The organism is Amycolatopsis thailandensis (genome assembly GCF_042723255.1).
GTDB lineage: Bacteria > Actinomycetota > Actinomycetes > Mycobacteriales > Pseudonocardiaceae > Amycolatopsis > Amycolatopsis thailandensis.
The window spans coordinates 1-5,727 of sequence record NZ_JBHXJK010000225.1 but is presented as its reverse complement, the minus strand read 5'-3'; the positions used below and the strand labels follow the sequence as shown (position 1 = coordinate 5,727).

4 protein-coding genes are annotated in these 5,727 nt (G+C 70.4%); 1 reads left to right on the top strand and 3 read right to left on the bottom strand.

The window, feature by feature from the left end; all coding sequences use genetic code 11:
* Positions 1–50 precede the first annotated feature (50 nt).
* The 3 genes from ACFWMR_RS41405 to ACFWMR_RS41395 all read right to left on the bottom strand — a co-directional run bounded on the left by ACFWMR_RS41405 (position 51) and on the right by ACFWMR_RS41395 (position 4,224).
* Positions 51–1,859 (bottom strand): hypothetical protein, encoded by a 1,809-nt coding sequence (locus ACFWMR_RS41405; RefSeq protein ID WP_378382351.1) that lies wholly within the window; start codon positions 1,857–1,859, stop codon positions 51–53.
* Between the two features lie 114 nt (positions 1,860–1,973).
* Positions 1,974–3,947, bottom strand: coding sequence for an SDR family oxidoreductase (locus ACFWMR_RS41400; RefSeq protein ID WP_378382350.1), 1,974 nt, complete (start codon positions 3,945–3,947; stop codon positions 1,974–1,976).
* Between the two features lie 58 nt (positions 3,948–4,005).
* Complete coding sequence (locus ACFWMR_RS41395; RefSeq protein WP_039922712.1) at positions 4,006–4,224, bottom strand: hypothetical protein; 219 nt, start codon at positions 4,222–4,224, stop codon at positions 4,006–4,008.
* 195 nt (positions 4,225–4,419) lie between these two features.
* Between ACFWMR_RS41395 and ACFWMR_RS41390 the strand changes: the two genes are divergently transcribed.
* Positions 4,420–5,643 carry an NAD(P)/FAD-dependent oxidoreductase gene (locus ACFWMR_RS41390; RefSeq protein ID WP_378382349.1) on the top strand — a complete coding sequence of 408 codons (1,224 nt, stop codon included), beginning with the start codon at positions 4,420–4,422 and terminating at the stop codon, positions 5,641–5,643.
* The last annotated feature ends 84 nt before the right edge of the window (positions 5,644–5,727 follow it).

Below are 5,727 nucleotides of genomic sequence, written 5' to 3'. Positions count from 1 at the left end.
GGATGCGGTAGTTGGCAACGCGAACCACCGCATCCAGAGGACGAAACGCGTCAGGGGCGGGGCGCCCACTTGCCGATGAAGCTGCCGCAGGTGACGGTCTGCCCGGCCAGGCGCGACCGCAGCGCGTTCTCCAGCCCGAGGTAGTCGAAGATCGGCGTGTCGCCGGTGACCTCGGCGGGCACCGGACCGCCCTTGGCCAGGGTCGGCATGCTCACCGTCTGGAACAGCACCAGATAGTCGCCGTCGCGGTTGAGCTCGTCGGCGGTCGCGAGCATGCGCTGCGGAGCGTCGGCGACGATCTCCAGCGGCAGCGGCCATTCCAGCGGGAACGGGTTGCGCAGGCCGAAAGCGGGATAGGCGAACGGGTTGTCGGGCAGGACGGCCGTGCGTCCCGCCGGGAATCGGGTGACGCAGTCCTGGATCTGGGAGACGTAGGTGAAAGTCCCCGGATTCGTCCGGATCCCGCGCATCGACGGCGTCACCGTGCCGAGGTCGCCGGTCAGCTTTTCGCGCGCCATGTCGAGATACGCGGCGTCGTCGTGATGCTCGATCACCGCCCAGCCCGAGGCCAGCACCGCGACCAGGCCCATCGCCGTGGCGCCCGCCAGCCGGATCGGGCGAGCGGGCTCGGGCAGCGGCGGCAGCGCGTCCGACAGCTCCAGGATCGCCGTCAGCGCCAGCGTTCCGGTGAACAGGGTCGGGGTGTCGTTGCCCCAGGACAGACTGGTCATGAACCCGGTCGCGAAGACCAGCGCGCCCATCTTCGGGAACCGCCGCGTCTCCGTCCAGTTCACCAGGAGCGCGACCCCGAGGATCCACCAGAGGACGTCCGCCCAGCGCGACGCGCCGGTGAAGTGTCCATCCACGACGGTGCCGACCACCACCGCCACGCCCGCCACGAGCAGCAGCCGCGCGACGAGCCCACCGGCGAATCCGATGCGGTCACGGAAGAACCCGAGCAGCGCCAGCAGCAGCCCCGCGATCGCGAAGAAGGTCAAGCCCCGCACCGGTGGCCGCAGCAGGGTCGCGGGATCTTCCAGCCACAGGCCGAGAAGTCGCTGGCCGTACGCGGGCACGCCGCCGGTCAACTGTTCGGCCATCGCACCCAGCCCGCCGTCGAGCGTGACGATTCCGATGTAGAAGACCAGGAAAGCGCCCAGTGCCAGCAGATCCCAGGCCAGGCGAGTCCACCAGCGGCCGGTGCGGAACGCGCCTTCGCGCAGCGATGGGTGCAGCAGCAACCAGCACAGCGCGATCAGCGGGACCGGCGCGAAACTCTGCTTGACGAACACCGCGGCGCCCAGCAGCACCAGACCCAGCCGCCGCGGCCACGCCTTGCCGTTGCGCAGCCCGGAATCCAGCGCCCAGGCGCCGCAGGCGGTCAGGAAGATCCCGTCGATCGTGTGCCACGCCATCAGCGGGAACGCGTTGAGGTTCAGCAGTGCCGCGGCCGCCGTCAGCCCGGTGAGACCCGGCCCCCAGTCGCGGACGCGGCGCCGGGTGACCAGCACGGCGAACGCGATGGTCGCCAGGATGATCTCCAGCATGCTGAGCACGCTGGAGACGAAGAACAGTGGCCCCGGCACCAGGAAGTCGAAGACGTGCAGGTACGCCGATCCCAGCGGCCGCGCGGAGATGATGTCGGAGTGCGGGACCTCGCCGTGCAGCACCCGCCACGCCTGGGCGAGGATGAAGCCCTGGTCCGACGGGTGGAAACCGAAGCGTCCCACCCGGAGTTCGGTGACGACGGCGAGCGCGAGCACCCAGGCCGCGTGCAGCGAAAGCCGCAGCACTGTCCGGGACGGACGTACCACTGCCACGTCCGGTCCGGTCGAAACCGGGGGACTGGCGACGTCCACACTGCCCCTTCCCGCTCGTCACTGCCTCGGCCCGTGCCCGCCGACCCCCCGGCGTATCGGAAACCGATGGTAGCGGCCGGGGGCGTCCCCCGATCGAGCCCGGCGGCGAGGACGTCAGGGACGACGGCGCCAGACCAGCCTGGTGACCGCGCCCGCCACCGAGGCGAGCGGAGCCTTCCGGGGCAGGCCACGGGATTCCGGTGCGGATTCGGGCATCGCGCGGTAGACGAGGTGGGCGAAGAACCGCGCCGTCTTGGGTGCGACGAGCGTCACCAATTCGGCGGCGGTGCCTTCGGGCAGATTCAGGATCTCCGGTCGTTTCTCCAGCGCCTTCACCACGAGCGCGGCGGCGCGTTCGGGCGAGCTCGACGGCATGCCGCGGTAGGACCCGGTCGGCGTGATCATGTCGGTGCGCACCAGCGGCATCCGGACCGAGGTGAAGGTGACGCCGTCGGAAAGCGTTTCCCGGCCGGCGGTCAGCCCGAACTCCTCCAGCGCCGCCTTCGAAGCCAGGTAAGCGGAAAACCGCGGCGTGTCGGTCTGGAGTCCTTGGGTGGTGACGTTGACGACGTGGCCGAACCCGCGCGCGGTCATCGACGGCAGCAGGCCCAGCGTCAGGCGCACGGGGCCGAAGTAGTTGATCGCCATCGTGCGCTCGTAGTCGTGGAACCGTTCGGTGGACAGCGAAAGCGAGCGCCGGATCGAGCGGCCGGCGTTGTTGACCAGCATGTCGACGGCGCCGTGCGCGGCGAGGACGTCCTTGACGAGAGCGTCGACGGCGCCGCCGTCGGTGAGGTCGCACGGATATGCCGACGCCTTCCCGCCCGCCGCGACGATCTGCTCGCGGACCTCTTCGAGTTCGTCGGCGCGCCTGGCCACGAGGATCACTTCGCCGCCCTTCGCGGCGACGGCGAGCGCGGAGGCGCGGCCGATGCCCGACGACGCACCGGTGATCAGCACCTTGCGGCCGTCGAGCGGCTCCGGCCCCGGACGACGCCGTCCGCGATCGGGGTCCAGGTGCGCGAGCCAGTACCGGTAGAGCGGGCCGGCGTACTCCTTCAGCGGCGGCAAGGTGATGCCGCTGCCTTCGAGGGCGGCCGTCGTCGCGCTCGTGTCGAAGTCGACCTCCATGCTCAGATGGGGCAGGACTTCGAGCGGGACGCCGAGTTCCGACAGCACCGCCGAGCGGGCCGAACGCCCGCCGGGGACCCGGTCGAACCCGGCCGCCGCGGACCTCGCCAGCCGGGTTCCGGCGCGTTTCAGCGCTCCGGACGGCCTGGCGGGGAGGACGGCGGAGATCTTCGGCCCGCCCGCGGCCCGCGCGAAGGCGTTGTAAACCTCGTGCAGAGGCTGGGGCCGCGGCGAAGCGAGGTGGTACGTGCTACCGCTGGGCGCGTCGACGTGCATGAGGTGTTCCATCGCTTCGACGACGTAGTCGACCGGCACGATGTTCGTGGCGCCGAGATCCGGCGCGGCCAGCGGGAGACGGCGGGGCAGCGCGGCGAGCCGCGAGATCGCGGGGAGGAAGTAGTACGGGCCGTCGATCTTGTCCATCTCGCCGGTGCGCGAATCGCCGGCCACGGCGGACGGCCGGTACACGCGGAACGGCGTTTTCCCGTGCCGTCGCACGAGTTTCTCCGCCTCGAACTTCGTCGCGTGGTACGGCGACGCGAAGCTCTGGCCGAGGTCGAAGTCGGCTTCGGTGAAACGCCCGGCGTACTGCCCGGCGACCGCGATGGAAGAGACGTGGTGGAAGAGCCCGGCGTTCGCGGCGGCGGCGAAGTCCAGGACGTTGCGGGTGCCGTCGACATTGGCCGCGCGGTTCGCCGCCTCGTCCGCGGTGAGGTCGTAGATCGCGCCGAGGTGCACGACGTGGTCGAGGGAACCCAGGCGGGCGGGATCGATGCCCAGCGAGGGTTCGGTCAGGTCGCCGGTGACGGGAACGAGCTTCTCGTGGCTCGGGAGCTTCCCGCGCGAGGTCTCCCTCACGAGAACATGGACGGCTACGGTCTCAGGTCGCCGTAGTAGGCGCGCGACCAGGCGTTTACCCAGAAAGCCCGTCGCGCCCGTCACGAAGTAGGTGGTCATGGCCGGCTCCTTCCGAACGGGGCCGACTCTACCTACTCAGAAGTAGGAACGGTAGTTGTCATTCACTGTGATCCGGATGCTCGGCCACCGCGACCACGGCGTCGCGGAGCGCGGCGCGCAGGCGGCCCACGTCCAGCGGCCCGAGTACGGCGGCCTCGCCGGGCGGAGCCACGAGCACGATCTTGTCGCTGCTCACGAACACCGTCACGTCCCGCCGCCTGCCCGCGAGATCCCGGCAGCCGACCGACCATTCGTCCCGCGGTGCCAACGTCCTCATCCTCCCGTATCCCATGGTCTCCCTTTCTCGTCCGAGGCTGGGACGGGCCGGTTTCGGGGCCGTGACGCCGGTTACCCCACATTCCTACTGATGGGTTAACCGGCCCTTCGGATCGTGATCGACTTCCGGTTTCGCTAGGCCGGACGTGGGGGAACCGGAGTAGCGTCCGAGGGAACGCCTGCCCGGGAGGTCTTTGTGTCCGAACCCAGGAAGATCGTCATCGTCGGTGCCGGCCTCGCGGGAGCGACGGCCGCCGGGACGCTGCGAGAACGTGGCTACGCGGGGGAAATCCTGCTGCTCGGTACCGACCCCCACCGCCCGTACGAGTTGCCGCCCTTGTCCAAGGGGCTGCTGATGGGCAACACCGATGAACCCGATTGGGTGCACGACGCGGGTTTCTACGACGAGAAGGACATCGCTTTCCGGAGCGGTGCCACCGCGACCAGGATCGAGCTCGGCTCGCGGCTCGTGCACGACGACGCGGGCGGCGAGCACCGCTTCGACCGTCTCGTGCTCGCGACCGGTTCGCGGCCGAGGTCGTTGCCAGTGCCCGGCGGCGACCTCCCCGGGCTGCGGACCCTGCGCACCCTCGACGACGCGCTCGCGCTGCGTTCGGCACTCAAGGACGCCGCCCGGGTGGTGATCGTCGGCGCGGGCTGGATCGGCACCGAGGCCGCCGCGGCCGCCAGGGAACACGGCGCCGAGGTGACCGTGGTCGATCAGGTGGGTTCGCCGCTGCTCGCGGTGCTGGGCGAGCACGTGTCCGGCGTCTTCAAGGACCTTCACACGGCGCACGGGGTGAACTGGCGGCTCGGCGAAGGTGTCGCCGGGTTCACCGGTGGCCCGGACGGGGTGACCGGCGTACGTCTTCAGAGTGGTGACGAGCTTCCCGCGGACGTCGTGCTGGTGGCCGTCGGCGCCGCCCCGCGGGTCGACCTCGCGCACGCGGCCGGGCTGGAACTGTCCGACGACGGCGGTGTCTGCGCCGACGCCGGTCTGCGGACGGCCGCGCCCGACGTCTACGCGATCGGCGACATCGCCGCGCAGTTCCACCCCCGCTACGGGAAACGCGTCCGCGTCGAGCATTGGTCGAACGCGAAGTGGCAGGGCGAGCACGTCGCGGGAAACCTGCTGGGCGAGAACGAGCCGTACCTGAAGAGCCCGTATTTCTTCTCGGACCAGTACGACCTCGGCTGCGAGTACCGCGGCCTCGCCGATCCCGAAACCGACGAGCTCGTCGTGCGCGGCGACCTCGCGGCGCGGGACTTCACGGCGTTCTGGCTGCGGGACGGGCAGGTGACGGCCGCGATGAACGTCAACCAGTGGGACGACGGGGACGCGCTGAAGGCCCTTGTCGAGGGCCGCGCGACGGTGACGGCTGAGCAGCTGAAGACGGCTGAGCTCAAGTCCCTTGCCTGATATTCCGGGCGGATGTCATGAGGGGTGGGCCGGGGCGGGGAGTGATGCGAGGGGGGGGGGCCCACAGGACCACCGGCGGGGAAG

What these genes read in the sequence shown, in the direction of transcription:
- ACFWMR_RS41395 (WP_039922712.1), bottom strand. Translation starts at nt 4,224, where the DNA reads ATGAGGACGTTGGCACCGCGGGACGAATGGTCGGTCGGCTGCCGGGAT.
- ACFWMR_RS41400 (WP_378382350.1), bottom strand. Translation starts at nt 3,947, where the DNA reads ATGACCACCTACTTCGTGACGGGCGCGACGGGCTTTCTGGGTAAACGC.